Genomic DNA, 15548 nt, shown 5'->3' with positions numbered 1-15548 from the left:
GATGGCGTATTTGCTTGACACTTATGTAGTTTGGGCTCTTCATAACAACGAACTCCTAACTTAATCTTCTTTTATTCCATCGTTACCTATGTAAGTCACAAGACAATTGTTTCAATCGAAGTTTGATAAGCAATTATCATTTTAGAATCATCTAAATGGCTTATAATTGCATCCCAGTTTTTGATAAAATAGATATGAAGATCGCGAAGAAGAAGATTCCCCAATTTCAAATAAATCACTTTGACATCGTCTTGATTTAAGAGGGACCGATGATAAAAGTCGGAATCCTTTGTTACAATCACCAGTTGATTTTGTCTCGCATACTCCCAAATATCCTTATCCGGCCATTTTCCGTTAATATCGATCACAAATTCAAAATCGTTGGAATTGAAAAAGCCAAAATTCTTGGGAAGATTCACATCAATTAAAAACCGATATGATTTCATTAAGCAGCCGAAATCAATGAATGGTGCTCGCTGTCCATGGCTCGCGCCGCAAATTGAATGCACGCCGTAATATCATCTTCCTCTAAAAAAGGATAAGCTTCCAGAATGTTTTCATGCGTTTCTCCGGCCGCCAAATATTCGAGGATTGTTTTGACAGTAATCCTATAACCACGAATGATTGGCTTGCCATTACAAATTGCCTCATCAATGACAATGCGATCAAAGTTATTTTCCATATCAAACTGTTTCAGTAGTTTACAAAAATAAGAATCATTTGGATAAACGTAACGTCCTAATCAAAAAGCGCTTAAATGTAGGTTGTAAGTATGTAAATTTAATATCAAATATTACATTTACATACTTGATACCTTAATTCACTTCACTTATATATCTCCAAAATCCCTTTCAAACTCTCCAAAGTATCCGCCTCAGCAGCTTTCTTATCCTTCCGCCACCTCAATATCCTGGGAAACCGAACCGCAATTCCAGATTTGTGCCGTGTTGATTCATTAATCCCTTCAAAACCAATTTCAAAAACCAGCTCAGGCTTAACAGTTCTGACCGGACCGAATTTTTCCAAAACATTTCGTTTAATAAAATAATCAACCTGACCAATTTCTACATCCGTTAATCCTGAATAAGCTTTTGCAAAAGGGATTAGCTTCCCATCTTCACCCCAAACCGCAAAAGTGTAATCGGTGAAAAGTTCAGCTCTTCTACCCGCTCCTTTTTGGGCATAGATCAAAACGGCGTCCACACTTAGCGGATCAATTTTCCATTTCCACCAGTCGCCTTTTTTTCGTCCGACCTGATACGTGCCGCTTTTTCTTTTGATCATAAAACCTTCCGCAATATTTTCGCGGGAAGTTGGATGCAGATCTTGTAACTCGCTCCATTCCTCAAATTTGACCAAAGGAGAAAGATTGAAAACAGACTGCACAGCCATGTTCTTATGAATTTCTTCCAGTTGCGTCCTTCTCTGCATTTGGCTTAAATTCCTTATATCTACACCGTTTGCTTCCATAATATCATAAGCGATAAAAGCAACCGGGGCTTCTTCCAATACCTTTTTAGAAAGATTTTTCCGGCCAATCCGGGTTTGTAAAACATTGAAAGGCATCGGCTTATTATCAAAATAACTTACGATCTCACCATCCAGAACAGTACCGTTTGGCAGGACAGAAGTAAGGAAATGTAATTCCGGAAATTTATCTGTGGACAATTCTTCGCCCCGGGTCCAGATAAATAATTCGTTGTTTCTATAAATAATCTGGGAACGGATACCGTCCCATTTCCACTCAACAAACCAATCCTCCGGATTTCCCAAATTGGAAACATCGCCCTCAATCGGATAAGCCAGGAAAAATGGATAAGGTCTTGAAGCATTGTCATTTTCTCCTTTATCCAAAATCAGTTTTTCAAATGTAGTTTCCAGCGGATTCCATTGACCCATAACGCGGTGAGCGATCACATTGGAATCGGTAGAAGTTGCCTCTGCCAAAGCCCTAACAACCAGCGTCTGTGAAACGCCAATCCGAAAACTTCCCATTAATAACTTATTAAAAACAAATGTTTCGTGCTGCGATAGCTGAGACCAGGCCTGAAGAATATGATCATGTTTTTCTTCATCGGTCATTTTGGGTAATAATCCCAGATAATAAAACCACTCAGATAATGACTTATCAGAATCATCAGATCCATTTCTTGGCAAGATCAGCGAAATCGTTTCTCCCAAATCTCCTACACTTTGATAACTTTCCTGAAAAAGCCACATCGGAATATTGGCTTCCGCAGCCGCCCATTCTTTCACTTGTGTTCTGTTCACTTTAAACGACGGTCGGCGACCTGTAAACAAAGTCAGCGCCCACATTTTATCTTCATCTGGCGCGGTCAGAAAATAGTTTTTCATCAACTCAACCTTTGCATTGGTCTTGTTGGTCCGGTCCAGATTCATGAAAAGTTCAGCGAATTGTTTCATTGTTAGCGATTGGCTTTTAGCGGTTTGGAATTAGCTTAGTTTCAGATCGGGATCATCAGGAATTGGCGATAAGTCTTTGTTATTTTCAATTCCTTCTGCTTCCGGCCCGTTACCCGTCGCCCTGTCCTCTGTTTCCTCTTCATTTCCATACATAGTCGTCACCTCTCCCGCTTCGATCCCATTCTCATTCAGCCAACGTGAAAAAATACTGGTATAACCATGCGTGACATACACCTTTTCAGCTCCGGATTCTATGACCGCAGTATTCAAATCCGGCCAATCCACATGATCACTCAATATAAATCCCTGGTCGACGGCACGACGGTTTTTCGCTCCGCGCAAAGCCATCCATCCCGAACAGTACCCAAGAGAATAAGGATTAAATTTCCGTATCCAGGTACTGCTATCAACCGACGGAGGGGCTAGAACCAATGATCCGCGAAAGCGTTTTTTATCCGTTTCTTTGGTTACCAAAGTGAGCTCTGGCAAATTATGTCCAGCATGTCTAAGCGTATCGTTAAGTGTGTAAATAGCTCCGTGCGCATATATGGGCGCATCAGGCAATTGAATTCCTTTCAAAATCCGCTGCATTTTCCCCAATGAATAACCCATCAAGATACTGGCTTTATCTTCAAGTCTGTTTTGCGCAAACCAGTTATCAATCTCCGAATAAATTTCTTGCTGCGGCTGCCATTTGTAGATCGGCAATCCGAAGGTAGATTCTGTAATAAAAACGTTACACTTTACCGGTTCAAAAGGCACACAGAAGTTATCATCTTCCAGTTTATAATCACCGCTGGCTACCCAGACTTCCCCTTTGTATTCCACCCGAACCTGTGCAGAACCGATAATATGTCCGGCAGGATGCAATGAAAAAACGACCCCATTAATCACAAATTTTTCACCGTATTCAACCGTCTGTAAAGAAATATGCGGGCCAAGACGAAGCCTTAATATAGGCTCACTATCCTTGTGGGCCAGATAATGTTTACTTCCCCAACGCGCGTGATCACTATGGGCATGTGTAATGATCGCACGATCCACAGGTATCCAGGGATCGATGTGGGCATCGGCCTGGGAACAGTAAATGCTTTTGCCAGTGAATTGTAAGAGTGATTGTGTCGCCATAAAACGGATTTCAATAAAAGTATGCCAATATTAAAAGCATTTAAACGCAGAGGGAAAGGAGTTTACGCGCTGGGTTAAATGAGTTAAAATATTGCTCTTGTAACACTCCGCAAAATCTCTTTATTTCTGCGTTTTATTACTTGATGCTGAATTATATCTAAACTGAAGTTAAATCGCAGAATTAATTGAGCTAAAATAATACTCCATGTAACACTGCGCAAAACTCCGCCAACTCTGCGTTTCTTTCCCTAATTTTACCGATCCCTTACCACATGGGGAAATTAATTTTAATTGTTCTTCTCTATGAAATATCCTTTTGCAGCCTTGGTTGGACAGGAAAAATTAAAGCGTGCCTTGTTGTTATGCGCAATCAATCCGTTGATTGGAGGTTTATTGATCAGAGGAGAAAAAGGTACGGCAAAAAGTACTGCTGCAAGAGGATTGGCTGAAATAATGCCGCTAATTCCTAAAAATGAAACCTTTCAGCTAACGATTCAGGAGAATAATTCGCAGGATATTTGCGGAGAATGTCCTGTTAATAGTGAAGAAATTCCAGTCCCTTTTGTTAATCTTCCGCTCGGCGCAACCGAAGATCGTGTGCTGGGAAGCCTGGATCTGGAAGGTATTTTATCCGAAAAAAAGAAAAGATTACAACCCGGATTATTGGCAACCGCTCACCGTGGGATTTTATACATTGATGAAGTGAATCTCCTTCCTGATCATCTGGTGGATGTTTTGTTGGATGTTGCAGCCATGGGCGTTAATACAATCCAGCGCGACGGACTTTCTGAAAGTCATCCGGCAAAGTTTACTTTGATTGGTACTATGAACCCGGAAGAAGGCAATCTTCGTCCGCAATTTCTGGACCGTTTTGGTTTGATGGTTGATGTGGAAGCGCCGCGGGATGTACCGGAAAGAACGGAAGTTGTACGCAGACGAATACATTTTGAAAATAATCCGAAAGCATTTGCTACTCAATGGGCTGTTGCTCAGAAAAATTTGCAAAACAAAATCAAAACGGCTCAGCTATTATTACCATCTGTTGTTTTACCTGATGGTTTGCTGATTCTGATCAGCCAGCTTTGTACCGAATTAAATGTGACGAGTTTGCGGGCTGATATTGTGATGTATAAAACGGCAATTACCTTGGCAGCTTTGGATAAACGAACTACGGTTACAGCCGATGACGTTCGCCAGGCCGCCGAACTGGCATTAATTCATAGGCAGCGTAAAAAACCGTTTGAAGTAAACAGCAAGGGTGACAACAGGCTGGATGAATTAATGCAGCAGGAACAACCCGAGCAAAAAAATCAGCCGCAAGAGAAAAATCAACCTGAATCGAAAAAAGAGGAAGAGCCACAGATTAAGAGTCTTTTGCCTGATGACGACGACACAAATAATCAGGAATCACCTTCTACAAAACAAGAACAGGTATTCGGTGTAACACCTCAAAAAGAAACTCCTAATTTTAAAGTTGATTTAAATCCTGTTTCCCATCAAATGCCGGAAGGCCGGAGAAGTCAGGCAATTAATACGAATCGTGGGCCTGAATTAAGAGCAATTCCGGATCAATCTCCAACTGATATTTCGGTTATGACCACAGTACAATCTGCCTTAATTCGTAATCAGGATGATTTTCAGATTACACGAAATGATCTGCATCAAAAGGTGCGAAAAGGAAAAACAGGAAATTTGATTCTTTTTGTTGTCGATGCTTCGGGATCCATGGCTGCCAGCAGCCGGATGGAAGCGGTGAAAGGAAGTGTGCTGAGTTTGCTTACTGATGCTTACCAAAGAAGAGATATGGTCGGCGTAATTTCCTTTCGTGGCGTGGAAGCGCAATTACTTTTGGAACCCACTTATAGTGTTGAGCAAGCTGAAAAAGCCATGCAAAATTTGCCAACAGGCGGAAGAACGCCTTTGCCTCATGCATTGCAACTGGCGATTCAAGTGATCAGTAAATTAAGTCCTGATAAAGATTTGAAGCCGCTTTTAGTTATTCTCAGCGATGGAAAAGCCAATGTGCCGCTTCCGGGAGGTGGCGATGCCTGGCGGCAAACATTACAATTATCGGGTCAATTATTCCAATCCAATATTCCCGCTTTGGTGCTCGATACGGAAAACGATTACGTCCGTTTTGGAAGAGCTGCCGAAATGGCGAAGATAATGGGCGCAGAATGTTTATCGCTTGAAGAACTTTCTTCGGAGAATATCACGATTACTATTTCTGGTAGAATTGTTAATTAGAAATCCCGAAGGGATGACAGAATTTTAGAAATGAGCCAAACCGAACTAATTTAACCCGGAACGGGTGGCATATGAGTTGACAAGAAATTTTCATATAGAATCTGCCACCCATTCTGGGTTAAGACTTTGCCTCTAGCCGTCCCATAACTATAATACTATCATCCCGTTGGGATTGATTCCTAATGGAAAACTATTATTTTGCCAATAAAATTAAATTTACAAGAATTTCTAAACACAATGTCAACCTACCGCACGCTCATAAAACCAATCATGTTCGTTGGTACCGCTTCCGATGTTGGCAAAAGTGTGATTTGTGCAGGATTTTGCAGAATTTTCAAACAAGATGGTTACCATCCGGCGCCGTTCAAAGCACAGAATATGTCCTTGAACAGCTACGTCACACCGGAAGGTTTGGAGCTCGGAAGAGCACAAGCCGTGCAGGCGGAAGCAGCCTGTATTCCTTGTCATACCGATATGAATCCGGTTTTATTGAAACCTACCAACGACCAATCTTCTCAGGTAATATTAAATGGAAAACCTGTTGGAAACCAATCTGCCTTTGAATATTTCAAAACCACCGACCGGAAGGAATTATTTCAATCCGTAACACAAGCTTATGACAGACTTTCTGCCCGTTATGCTCCTATTGTTATGGAAGGAGCCGGCAGCATTTCTGAATTAAACTTAAAAAAAAGAGATATCACAAACCTGCGGATGGCGCTTCACGCTGGAGCTGCGACCTATCTGATCGGAGATATTGACCGTGGCGGAATTTTCGGGAGTGTTTATGGTACAATAGCTTTGTTGACACCAGAAGAACGCCAGTGTATCAAAGGAATTATCGTCAACAAATTCCGCGGCGATTCACGACTTTTTGAAGATGGAAAGAAAATGCTGGAAGCGTTAACCGGCGTTCCTGTTGTTGGTGTTCTGCCTTTTTTCAAAGACATCCATATTGAAGAAGAGGACTCGGTTTCGCTTCAAAATAAATTCAATACAACGACCGAAGGGAAAATAAACATAGCTGTCATTTTATTAAAACGTCTATCCAATTTTACAGATTTCGACAGGTTGGAAAAAGATCCGCGTGTGCATTTATTTTATACTTCGCAACCTGAAGAAATTGCAAAAGCCGATATTATCATCATTCCCGGAAGTAAAAATACGCTTGACGATTTATTGACGATTAAGAACAATGGCGCTGCCGCAGCGATTATTAAAGCCTATAAAAATGAAAAAAAAGTCATTGGAATCTGTGGTGGTTATCAAATGATGGGAGACCTCATTGAAGATCCTGATCACGTGGAGGGTTCGCAGGAATCGATGCCCGGACTTGGTTTGCTTCCTATAAAAACGGTTTTAAAACCAGTAAAAACCACAGCGCAGCAGCAGTTCAGTTATCGCGAAAATCCGGAGATTTGTACAGGATATGAAATTCATATGGGTGAAACGACTTCTGATTTCAATTCTCCGGTTACTATTTTATCAAACGGGAAACCTGATGGCTACTTTTTAAATGAAAATTGCTGGGGTAGTTATCTCCATGGAATTTTAGATAATGCCGTGGTGATCGATGATTTACTGGCCAGTTTTTCAATAGAAAAAACTTCCGAAACTTTCGACTACCAACAATTTAAAGAATTACAATACGACCGACTGGCAGATCATATTCGCGCGAATGTGGATATGGAAATGATTTATAACAGTCTGGAATAAAAAGAAAACCTATGTTACAAGGCCACGGAGACGATTCGTACCGTTATTCCAATAAAATCATTGCAGATTTCAGTACCAATGTCTGGTATGGAGGGGAACCGTCGGGTTTGAAAGAATATATTTTCAGCCAATGGTCAACGATTAATCGTTATCCGGAAGTAATGGCTGAAAGTTTGAGTGAAATGGTGGCGTCTCATCATAAACTAAATTCCGATCAGGTTTTAATCAACAGCGGAACAACCGAAAGCATTTATCTGATCGCGCAGGCTTTTTCAGGGAAAAGAACGACAATTGTTACACCCGATTTTGCTGAGTATGAAGATGCATGCAAATTGTATCATCACGATTTAGCATTTTTACCCTGGTCCAAAATCCAGGAATTACCTGCGTTGTCAACTGATCTGGTTTTCATTTGTAATCCCAATAATCCTACAGGAGAAACATTTCCTCAGCTTGAAAATTGGGTGCAGCAAAATCCGAAAACACTTTTTGTCGTTGATGAAGCTTTTATCGATTTTACAGAGCAAATCAATTCTTCCATCCCTTTAATCAATCAGTATCCAAACTTGTTGATTATGCATTCGCTTACAAAAGCTTATGCAATTCCGGGGTTACGTTTGGGTTATATTGTCGCTTCGGGAGATTTAATTTCGAAATTGAAAAGTATCAAACAACCGTGGACAGTGAACACGATGGCGCTGCAAGCCGGGAAATTCATTTTTGAAAATTACGAGCAAATTCAAATTCCTTTAAAAAATCTGTTGATGGAAAAAGAAAGATTTGCTCAAAAACTAAGCCAAAACCCTGCATCGAAAATCCATAAAAGTACTACGCATTTCTTCCTGGCAGAGACATTGAAAGGTGACGCAGCGGAACTCAAACAATTCCTGATCGAAAAATATGGACTTTTAATTCGTGACGCGAGTAATTTCAGAGATTTAACAAAACAACATTTCCGGATAGCTACCCTATCGCCGGAAAAGAATAATTTATTAATTGAAGCCCTAGAGGAATGGAGAAATTACTAATAATCGCTCCTTTGGTTTTCGGTTATATTCTCGATTTGATTATCGGTGATCCTGACAACTGGCCGCATCCCATTCGTGTATTCGGAAATGCCATTGCAGCAGGCGATAAAATTTTCAATAAAAATTCGTCCCGTTTTTTGAAAGGTATGTTGCTCGCAATTGGCTTATGTCTACTCACTTTTTCTCTTTTTTATTTCTTAAATGAAATCCTTTTAACCGTTAACGCATGGCTTTTCATTGCCGTCAACAGCATCTGGGTCTGGTATGGGTTAGCGAATAATGCATTAATTTCAGAAGGGCGAAATGTATTTTTAGTCTTGGAAAAAGAAGGATTGGAAGCAGGCCGAAAACAATTGTCACGTATCGTTGGCCGGGATACGTCTCAATTAACCGCCCGGCAAATCCGTATAGCGGTTTTTGAAACCATGTCCGAAAATCTCAGCGACGGTGTAATTGCGCCCTTATTTTTCTATGCGATCGGCGGCGTTCCGGCTATGATGGTTTATAAAATGATCAATACCATGGATTCTATGATTGGTTACCGCAGCGATAAGTACGAACAATTCGGAAAATTTGCCGCCCGACTGGATGATGTCGCGAATTTCATCCCTGCACGTATTACAGCGTTGCTAATGGTGATTCTGACAGCAAATTATCGTGGTTTACAATTTGTATTTAAATATGGGAACCGGCATAAAAGTCTAAACTCAGGATACCCCGAATCCGCCTTGGCTGGAATTCTGGATTGTCGTTTTGGAGGTCCAAATGTATATCATGGAAAATGGGTTGACAAACCTTTTATTGGGGAAAATGATCGGATTATTGAGCCTGGTGAGATTCGGGAGGTAACATGGATTAATCAGAAAACCTGTTTTTTAATGATTTTGATGATCGTTGTTTTTTATTCTCTGCTCGGCTGATTATTCTTTCACTTGTAAAATGCCAGTTAGAATTATTCCAACAAATCACCAACCCGACGCAAATCTTAGTAGTTTTGCACTTATCAGGGTAGTATTCCGGATTTGAAAAAATCAGGTTACTTTAAAAGGGAATACCGGTGCAAGTCCGGAACAGTCTCCGCTGCTGTAAGTTCATTAAAACATTCATGACAAAAAGCCACTGGGGGCAATGATTGAATGATAGAATTTTGAATGATGGAACGCTCCAAAATCTGGCTCACTCCCATTCACTCATTCTAACATTCCCTCATTCAAAATTAAACCGGGAAGGCGTCAGAGGAAATGGAACAAGTCAGAAGACCTGCCTTATCACTTAATACGCAAAGCTTTCGGAAGAAAGGCTTGTATCACAAATGACACAAAAACAGAAAACCTCCTTTTTGGAAGTTCGCAATGACTTTGCGCGCATTCCCAATTTTATTACAGCCGCTCAGTTTGTGGCTTTATTTTTTATCCCACTGCTATTTTTAGCAGGCTGCGGTACTTCTTCCAATCTTACAGAAAGTGCGGAAACGGCTTCTTCCGGAAAAGATTATTTTTCTGAAAAGATCCAGATTCATCATGCCAAAGGATTTACCATCGAATACCACGATAACTATAAGGTCATCAATATTTTAAGCCCATTTGAAAAAAGCACGGATACGGCCAAGTATGTATTGCTGCAACGCGGCACAAAAAAGCCGAAAGGATATCCCAATAGCCAGTTTATTGAAATTCCAATTCGTAGTCTGGTCGCAATGTCATCGATGCATGTTGGTTTGGTTGGACTTTTGGGGGAAGAAAAAATTGTAACCGGACTTGGCAATTTGAAGTACGTTTCTAATCCTGAGATCATCAAACAAATCGAGGCAGGTAAAATTGCCGAAGTTGGAAAAGACCAGGGATTGAATGAAGAAAAACTGATTACCATGCACCCGGATCTGATCATGACCACAGGCAGTCCGGTTTCCAAAATGGAGCGTTATACTACTTTGAACGCCGCCGGAATTCCTGTTTTGATTAATTCCGAGTGGGTTGAAACAACACCTTTGGGCCGCGCTGAATGGGTTAAACTCTTAGCAGCGCTCCTAAACCGGGAAGATTTTGTCAATAAGAAATTTGCCAAAATGGAAGAAGAATATAGGCGTCTTGCTGTATTATCCCAAAAAGTGAAGGCAAAACCGAGTATCATCACCGGTATGAATTCCAAAGACTCCTGGTTTGTCCCAAATGGAAATAGTTATATGGCACAGTTCTTCCGGGATGCCGGCGCCGATTATCATTGGAATAATACCAAAGCGACGGGAAGTTTAGCCTTAAATTTTGAAGCTGTTTATCCGATCGCACTGACGGCGGATTATTGGCTGAATGTCGGGATCAGCAACTACGATAACAAAAAAGAAATTCTTGCCAAAGACCCTCGTTACACCGATTTCAAAGCGTATAAATCCGGACAGATTTACAGTTATAATAAACGCGTAAACAGCCGCGGCTCTAATGATTATTGGGAATCGGGCGCTGTAAATCCGCAAATTGTTTTGTCGGATTTGATTAAAATTCTGCATCCGGAATTGCTGCCGGAGTATGAGTTGGTTTATTATAAGCAGGTGAATTAGGCTGTCGGCTCATAGCGCTCGAACTTTTTGGCTGATTTAAATACCAATGATGCAAACTATTTCTCAATCTTCTTCCAATTCCCGTAGGCTAATTGTTATTGGTTTGGTACTTTTGGCTGTGCTTTTCTTTATGCTTGATATCATGCTGGGATCGGTAAGCATTCCGTTTGGGGAAGTGGCAAAAATTGTCTTTTCAGGAGAATCGGATACGACTGCCTGGTTATTTATTGTTGAAAAAATACGATTACCAAAAGCAATTACGGCCGTCATTGTCGGCTGCGGATTATCTGTCAGCGGGCTTCAAATGCAGACTTTATTTCGCAATCCTTTGGCTGGCCCTTCTGAACTGGGTATCACGGCCGGAGCAGGATTGGGCGTTGCAGCCGTTATGCTGACGAGCGGCAGCACGGCAAGTATTTATGCAATCCGCCAATTAGGGGTTTCCGGAAGTTGGCTCATTGTAGTGATGGCTTCGCTAGGTGCCGCATTGGTTTTGTCCATGGTTTTGTTGATCGCCGGACGGATTAAAGATAATGTTATTTTATTGATTGTCGGTGTCATGGTTGGGACCATTACGGTCTCGGTGATCAGTATCTGGCAATATTTTAGTCAGCCGGAACAGTTGCAGGAATATATTCTCTGGACTTTCGGCTCACTTGGTGGCATTGTTCAATATCATTTATACGTACTTTCCGGCGTTGTGGCTGTTGGTTTGCTCATCGCTTTTTCCTCTTCCAAAGCATTAAATGCCATGTTATTAGGAGAAAATTATGCGCGTAGTATGGGCTTGACGGTTGGGAAAACCCGCTTCATTATCATGGCCAGCACCAGTTTACTTACCGGGAGTATCACTGCTTTTTGCGGTCCAATCGGTTTTGTTGGTATTGCCATTCCACATATCACCCGATCACTTTTGGGAACTTCGGATCATCGGATTTTAATTCCTTGTTGTTGTCTGGTCGGCACGGTGCTGATGCTGATTTGTGATATTATTTCACAAATGCCGGGAACACAAACCGTTCTGCCAATCAATGTAGTAACATCACTATTAGGCGCTCCGGTCGTGATTTGGGTAATTGTCAGTCGTAATAATTTACGTTCTTCTTTCTCATGAACGATATGCCATTACTAACCGCCCGAAATTTGGCCATCGGCTACAAAACGGGGAAAAGAGAACCCAGAATCGTTTCGGAATTTCTTAATCTGGAATTATGGTCTGGGCAATTGGTTTGTTTATTAGGACCAAACGGTGCGGGAAAATCAACACTCATGCGAACACTTTCAGGATTGCAGCCAACGCTTTCCGGAAACATTACGATTGATAACAAATCATTAGCAAATCTAAAACCTGTTGATCTTGCACAAAAATTAAGTCTGGTTTTAACAGAGCGGATTGATGCCGGAAATTTGACAGTCAGAGAATTGGTAGCACTCGGAAGAACGCCGTACACCGGTTGGCTGGGATCACTTTCCGAAATAGACAAAGAAAAAATCGGTTGGTCGATGGACGCTACGGATACGAAACGTTATGCTGACCGCCGAATGAACGAATTGAGTGACGGTGAGCGGCAAAAGGTAATGCTGGCCAGAGCGTTGGCGCAGGACACCAAACTGATTTTGCTGGATGAACCAACCGCCCACCTGGATTTGCCTAACCGTGTTGAAATGATGCGTTTGCTGCATAATCTCGCCCGACAAACCAACAAAGCAATTTTACTTTCCACACACGAACTGGACCTGGCGCTACAAGCTGCGGATAAACTCTGGCTAATGCACCCGGGGGGGAAACTCGTTTCCGGCGTACCGGAAGATCTGGTTTTGAACGGAAGTTTTGAAGCTGCTTTTATCAAAAATGGCTTTCACTTCGACCGGAATACCGGTACGTTCACAATTCACAAAGAAGCCTCATCGACTCCCATTTATTTGTCCGGGAAAAACAATCTTGTTTTCTGGACAAAACGTGCGCTGCAAAGGGAAGATTTTGTAGTAAGTGCTGATCGGGATTTGCCGCACAAAATTGAAATAACAGAAAATGCGGAAAATCCTGTCTGGGTATTTACCAATGGATTAACTACTAAAAAATACCAAAACATCAGCGAATTGCTTGCTGATTTACAAAAGATTAAAAAGTAAAATAACTTTTTTAAAACGTTTTTTTTAATGAAAATATATACCAAAAAAGGCGATAAAGGCACAACAGGATTATTCGGCGGAAGTCGTGTATCAAAAGATGATGTACGAATTGAGTGTATCGGAACTTTGGATGAAGCCAATTCTACCATCGGATTACTGCGCGTAAAACTGGGAAATGATCATGTGTGGCAGCCAAATCTTCATAAGATCCAGAAAGATTTGATGGATATGATGTCACATTTGGCCCGGCCTTCGGATGCGAAAAAAGAAAACAAAAATCCGATGCCGGAAGATGGCGCTGAGTTTTGTGAAATCTGGATCGATACACTGGAATCAGAAATGACATCGCCTTCAGATTATTTTTTATTACCAGGAGGAAATGAAATTTCAGCTTTATGCCACATGGCGCGCACACAAATGCGCAGAGGCGAACGAAGGCTGGTTTCCTTAACTAAAACGGATACCGTCCACGAAGCGATTCCTGCTTACATCAACCGCTTATCTGATTTATTTTTCACCTTGGCGAGAGCGGAAATGGACAAAGCGGGTGTCGCAGAGGAAAAATGGCAGCTGTTTCTTTACAAACGTTTTAAAGCGCCGGAAGAAAAATGATCATCTATATCACCGGAGGCGCACGGAGCGGAAAAAGCCGTTTTGCACAGGAAAAAGCTTTGCAGCTCAGCAAGTCCCCGGTGTATGTTGCGACGGCACATATCTGGGACGACAACTTTGCTGAACGCGTACAATTACATAAAAACGAACGCGGACCAGAATGGACAACCTACGAATCGGAAACAAATATTCATAAACTACCCATCGAAAATCAGGTTGTCGTTATTGATTGCGTGACGCTTTGGTTAACGAATTTATTTGTCGCTTTTGATAATAATATTGACCAGTCGCTTGCTGCATTTAAAGAAGAAATCGATGCAATCGCACAGCGCTCCGGCACATTCATTATTATCTCAAACGAGATTGGAATGGGCGTTCATGCTGACACGGAGATTGGTAGAAAGTTTACGGATTTGCAGGGCTGGGCAAATCAATATGTCGCTAAAAAGGCTAATGAAGCCATCTTCATGGTATCCGGCTTACCTCTAAATTTAAAAGGATAGGTTACACAGAGGGCCACGGAGTTAAGGGGAGGGGCACAGAGATTTGTCTTGTGAATAAATAATTTGCTCCGTGCCCCTCTTTTTAACTCCGTGAATCTCCGTGTAACCTAAAAAATTCAAGACTGATGACCTTACTAGAACAGATACAGCATAAAATAAATAACAAGACAAAACCTCTTGGCGCCCTTGGAAAACTGGAAGAAGTGGCTTTGCAAATTGCTTTGATTCAGGAAACTTTGACACCGAATTTGGTCAAACCGCATATCATTGTTTTCGCCGCAAGCCACGGAATTGCAAACGAGGGTGTAAGTGCATTTCCTTCCGAAGTTACCTTTCAGATGGTCTTGAATTTCCTAAACGGCGGCGCAGCGATTAATGTTTTTACCAAACAAAATGATATCGAACTCACCTTGGTCGACGCCGGTGTTGACCATGATTTTGAACCTAATAAAAAACTGATCGATGCCAAAATCAATCACGGTACCAAAAGTTTTCTAACTCAATCCGCCATGACGGAAGACGAATGTCAACTGGCGATTGAAAAAGGAAAAGAGATCGTGAAAAACATTGTAAAAACAGGATGTAACGTAATTGGTTTCGGCGAAATGGGTATTGGAAATACCTCCTCAGCAGCGGTGCTCATGAGTAAATTACTGGCTATTCCGATTGAAGACTGCGTGGGAAAAGGAACCGGTGTGAATCCTGATCAATATCAAAACAAGATCACGATTCTTCAAAAAGCGATTTCGAATCATGCGGAAGTTTCTACGGATGCTATCCAGGTTTTACAAACTTTTGGCGGTTTCGAAATTGCGATGATGTGCGGCGCTTTTCTCGCAGCGGCTGAGGAAAAAATGGTTTTGATGATCGATGGTTTTATCGCCTCGGCAGCATTTTTATGTGCTTTCAAACTAAATCCTGAGATCAAAAATTTCGCTGTTTTTTGCCACCAATCGGAAGAAAAAGGCCACCTGCTTTTGCTTTCCCATCTGAATGTCAAACCTTTGCTGAATCTGGATATGCGCCTGGGCGAAGGAACAGGTTGCGCCGTGGCTTACCCTCTGTTAAAAAGTGCAGTGGCGTTTTTAAACGAAATGGCAAGTTTCGAAAGCGCCGGGGTTTCTGATAAATGAATTTTGTAATGAATTCTTAGGTTACACAGAGAGCCATAGAGTTCAAAAGAGATACACAGAGATTATATTT

Annotated in this window: 14 protein-coding genes and 1 riboswitch; of the genes, 10 read left to right on the top strand and 4 right to left on the bottom strand. The window is 41.6% G+C overall.

The features are described 5' to 3' along the window. Nucleotides 1-95: 95 nt before the first annotated feature. From FDK13_RS02970 to FDK13_RS02955, 4 genes are all read right to left on the bottom strand, one after another. Nucleotides 96-446 carry a DUF5615 family PIN-like protein gene (locus tag FDK13_RS02970; RefSeq protein WP_137338478.1) on the bottom strand — a complete coding sequence of 117 codons (351 nt, stop codon included), beginning with the start codon at nucleotides 444-446 and terminating at the stop codon, nucleotides 96-98. After that, on the bottom strand, nucleotides 446-682 hold the full coding sequence (locus FDK13_RS02965; protein ID WP_137338477.1) for a DUF433 domain-containing protein: 237 nt from the start codon (nucleotides 680-682) through the stop codon (nucleotides 446-448). The genes FDK13_RS02970 and FDK13_RS02965 overlap by 1 nt, the downstream gene beginning before the upstream one ends. Before the next feature lie 143 nt (nucleotides 683-825). Further along, a complete protein-coding gene (locus FDK13_RS02960; protein WP_137338476.1) occupies nucleotides 826-2424 on the bottom strand; it encodes an ATP-dependent DNA ligase in 1599 nt (532 codons plus the stop codon). A gap of 30 nt (nucleotides 2425-2454) precedes the next feature. Further along, on the bottom strand, nucleotides 2455-3552 hold the full coding sequence (locus FDK13_RS02955) for a ligase-associated DNA damage response exonuclease (RefSeq protein WP_137338475.1): 1098 nt from the start codon (nucleotides 3550-3552) through the stop codon (nucleotides 2455-2457). A gap of 303 nt (nucleotides 3553-3855) precedes the next feature. Between FDK13_RS02955 and FDK13_RS02950 the strand changes: the two genes are divergently transcribed. From FDK13_RS02950 to cobT, 10 genes are all read left to right on the top strand, one after another. After that, nucleotides 3856-5799 carry a magnesium chelatase subunit D family protein gene (locus FDK13_RS02950; RefSeq protein ID WP_137338474.1) on the top strand — a complete coding sequence of 648 codons (1944 nt, stop codon included), beginning with the start codon at nucleotides 3856-3858 and terminating at the stop codon, nucleotides 5797-5799. Nucleotides 5800-6036: 237 nt separating this feature from the next. Next, nucleotides 6037-7515 carry a cobyric acid synthase gene (locus FDK13_RS02945; RefSeq protein WP_220417311.1) on the top strand — a complete coding sequence of 493 codons (1479 nt, stop codon included), beginning with the start codon at nucleotides 6037-6039 and terminating at the stop codon, nucleotides 7513-7515. Nucleotides 7516-7526: 11 nt separating this feature from the next. After that, nucleotides 7527-8543 (top strand): threonine-phosphate decarboxylase, encoded by a 1017-nt coding sequence (locus tag FDK13_RS02940; RefSeq protein ID WP_137338473.1) that lies wholly within the window; start codon nucleotides 7527-7529, stop codon nucleotides 8541-8543. Then, entirely contained in the window at nucleotides 8528-9463 is a 936-nt protein-coding gene (gene cbiB / locus FDK13_RS02935; protein ID WP_137338472.1) for an adenosylcobinamide-phosphate synthase CbiB, read from the top strand. Before FDK13_RS02940 ends, cbiB begins: the two co-directional genes overlap by 16 nt. Before the next feature lie 69 nt (nucleotides 9464-9532). Beyond that, nucleotides 9533-9825, top strand: a riboswitch (cobalamin riboswitch). Between the two features lie 30 nt (nucleotides 9826-9855). Beyond that, nucleotides 9856-11097, top strand: coding sequence for an ABC transporter substrate-binding protein (locus FDK13_RS02930; protein ID WP_137338471.1), 1242 nt, complete (start codon nucleotides 9856-9858; stop codon nucleotides 11095-11097). A gap of 46 nt (nucleotides 11098-11143) precedes the next feature. Next, nucleotides 11144-12211 (top strand): FecCD family ABC transporter permease, encoded by a 1068-nt coding sequence (locus FDK13_RS02925; protein WP_137338470.1) that lies wholly within the window; start codon nucleotides 11144-11146, stop codon nucleotides 12209-12211. 5 nt (nucleotides 12212-12216) lie between these two features. After that, nucleotides 12217-13230 (top strand): ABC transporter ATP-binding protein, encoded by a 1014-nt coding sequence (locus tag FDK13_RS02920; RefSeq protein WP_229215876.1) that lies wholly within the window; start codon nucleotides 12217-12219, stop codon nucleotides 13228-13230. Between the two features lie 27 nt (nucleotides 13231-13257). Next, entirely contained in the window at nucleotides 13258-13842 is a 585-nt protein-coding gene (locus tag FDK13_RS02915) for a cob(I)yrinic acid a,c-diamide adenosyltransferase (RefSeq protein ID WP_137338468.1), read from the top strand. Further along, nucleotides 13839-14345: a bifunctional adenosylcobinamide kinase/adenosylcobinamide-phosphate guanylyltransferase gene (locus tag FDK13_RS02910; protein ID WP_137338467.1), complete on the top strand. Its 507-nt coding sequence runs from the start codon at nucleotides 13839-13841 to the stop codon at nucleotides 14343-14345. Before FDK13_RS02915 ends, FDK13_RS02910 begins: the two co-directional genes overlap by 4 nt. A gap of 125 nt (nucleotides 14346-14470) precedes the next feature. Then, nucleotides 14471-15478: a nicotinate-nucleotide--dimethylbenzimidazole phosphoribosyltransferase gene (gene cobT / locus FDK13_RS02905; RefSeq protein WP_137338466.1), complete on the top strand. Its 1008-nt coding sequence runs from the start codon at nucleotides 14471-14473 to the stop codon at nucleotides 15476-15478. Nucleotides 15479-15548 lie beyond the last annotated feature (70 nt).

It is taken from the genome of Dyadobacter frigoris, from assembly GCF_005280585.1.
Taxonomy (GTDB): domain Bacteria; phylum Bacteroidota; class Bacteroidia; order Cytophagales; family Spirosomataceae; genus Dyadobacter; species Dyadobacter frigoris.
This window is presented reverse-complemented; position numbering and strand designations above follow the sequence as displayed.

Coding starts and splice junctions, on each gene's coding strand:
- FDK13_RS02960 (WP_137338476.1), bottom strand. CDS start 2,424: ATGAAACAATTCGCTGAACTTTTCATGAATCTGGACCGGACCAACAAG.
- cbiB (WP_137338472.1), top strand. CDS start 8,528: ATGGAGAAATTACTAATAATCGCTCCTTTGGTTTTCGGTTATATTCTC.
- FDK13_RS02920 (WP_229215876.1), top strand. CDS start 12,217: ATGCCATTACTAACCGCCCGAAATTTGGCCATCGGCTACAAAACGGGG.
- FDK13_RS02925 (WP_137338470.1), top strand. CDS start 11,144: ATGATGCAAACTATTTCTCAATCTTCTTCCAATTCCCGTAGGCTAATT.
- FDK13_RS02915 (WP_137338468.1), top strand. CDS start 13,258: ATGAAAATATATACCAAAAAAGGCGATAAAGGCACAACAGGATTATTC.
- FDK13_RS02945 (WP_220417311.1), top strand. CDS start 6,037: ATGTCAACCTACCGCACGCTCATAAAACCAATCATGTTCGTTGGTACC.
- FDK13_RS02950 (WP_137338474.1), top strand. CDS start 3,856: ATGAAATATCCTTTTGCAGCCTTGGTTGGACAGGAAAAATTAAAGCGT.
- FDK13_RS02965 (WP_137338477.1), bottom strand. CDS start 682: ATGGAAAATAACTTTGATCGCATTGTCATTGATGAGGCAATTTGTAAT.
- FDK13_RS02940 (WP_137338473.1), top strand. CDS start 7,527: ATGTTACAAGGCCACGGAGACGATTCGTACCGTTATTCCAATAAAATC.
- FDK13_RS02955 (WP_137338475.1), bottom strand. CDS start 3,552: ATGGCGACACAATCACTCTTACAATTCACTGGCAAAAGCATTTACTGT.
- FDK13_RS02930 (WP_137338471.1), top strand. CDS start 9,856: ATGACACAAAAACAGAAAACCTCCTTTTTGGAAGTTCGCAATGACTTT.
- FDK13_RS02970 (WP_137338478.1), bottom strand. CDS start 446: ATGAAATCATATCGGTTTTTAATTGATGTGAATCTTCCCAAGAATTTT.
- cobT (WP_137338466.1), top strand. CDS start 14,471: ATGACCTTACTAGAACAGATACAGCATAAAATAAATAACAAGACAAAA.
- FDK13_RS02910 (WP_137338467.1), top strand. CDS start 13,839: ATGATCATCTATATCACCGGAGGCGCACGGAGCGGAAAAAGCCGTTTT.